This window comes from Streptococcus mitis, assembly GCF_002005545.1.
Lineage (GTDB): Bacteria > Bacillota > Bacilli > Lactobacillales > Streptococcaceae > Streptococcus > Streptococcus mitis_I.
This window is the reverse complement of the sequence record NZ_LBMT01000001.1, coordinates 2,098,981-2,100,529: the sequence shown is the minus strand read 5'-3', so window position 1 is coordinate 2,100,529 and position 1,549 is coordinate 2,098,981. Positions and strand designations below refer to the sequence as shown.

General features: G+C 42.2%; 1 protein-coding gene. It reads left to right on the top strand.

The features are described 5' to 3' along the window. The coding region (locus QS39_RS11615; protein WP_180375039.1) for a hypothetical protein at positions 1-1,549 on the top strand (1,549 nt) is incomplete at both ends.

Below are 1,549 nucleotides of genomic sequence, written 5' to 3'. Positions count from 1 at the left end.
GAGGTTAAATGGTTCTATAAGTATCGTTTAAATGGTACAGATCCGGAGAAAACAACTGCTGTTGGCAGAGACACGTTTGGTGAAGTATGGTATACAACCAAGGAGAATTCAAGTTGGCCGGATCCTGTAAGTCACAAGACGACCTATACTGTGACAGCTGTCTATCCAACAGGTCGCTTCGGAACTCCATCAACTAACGATCGGGCTCTGACAAGCGAAACAACATTTGACTATACGGTAGTTGATCCAGTAGCCAAGCAAGAGTATGTTACAACAGTTGGGAATACAGGACCTTTGAATGAGATTATTAATGACCCAGGCAAGGCGATTAAGAATTCTAGAGATGGTGTGTCGATTCCTAGTGGTCCAGAGGAAGCTACCAGAACTACCTACAGATGGGTATCTGCACCAGATGCTAGCACAGTAAGTACTCCAGGGATTTATAAGAAAGATGTCACAGTTACCTTACCTAAAGGAGCTCAAACTGGGGACAATAGTAGTGACACCGTTCCTGTAACCATCAAAGTTAGACCAAAACCACCACAAATCGCAGATAATCAAGTGAAGCTACAAGGAGGTCTGCCGAACCGTAGTATTACAGTTACAGATGTAACACCAGGAGCGACAGTGACCTTGACAATCGGTGATAAGACATTCACTAAGGAAGCTGGACCTAACGATACAAGGCTGACCTTCACGCCAAAAGATCTCGAAAAGGCTTACAATGCTAATAACGGCTTGCTTCCAACGGGAGACGTAACGGTTAAACAAGAGAAGATTGTAACGACTCCTGCTGGAGGCACAGAGACTCTTACTTCTGACCTAACTTCTACGAGTATTACTAAAGAAGATGTAGCACCAACTGTTACTTACACCGTTAAGGTTAATGGAAAGACACCGGAAAAAGATGGCGCAGGACGCTATAAATTCTATGCGGGTGATACGATTGAAGTAACCTTTACTGGTAAAGATAATAGTGGCAAGCTTGCTTCCTTGAAAATGCGAGGAAATGGTACGGATTTAACAGATTTCTTTGAGGGTAGAGCTGAATGGGGTAGTGGTAAAATTTCAAATATTACTACAACGACGAGTGATGATCGTACGACCATTACTGTGACAGCTACTGCAAATAGTAATCTTACTTATAGAGATGGTAATAGATGGTCTCGTCAGGTTGAGGCTATTGACCCGAGTGGAAATCCTGCTTCTGAAAACTTTGGAATCCAGCAGGATAAATTGGAAAACTTATTCAAGAAACCGGCAATCGCTGTTACTGAAGTGAAGAATAAGAATGCTTTAACGGATGCTGATAAAGAAAAAGTTAAAGAAGAAATTAGAAAAGCTCATGATAAGGTGATTCCAAACGGTCGCGAACGTATTTCAAGCATTGAAGTGGCTCCTAATGGTGTTGCAACGGTCTACTATAAGGATAATGCTAGAGTAGCGTCTGGTAGTCAACCATATGAACCAACTGTTTATAACCAAGATGCAACGGTTTCTGACAAAGTATATAAATCAGAATCAGCAAGCACAAGTGCCGTAGCGTCTA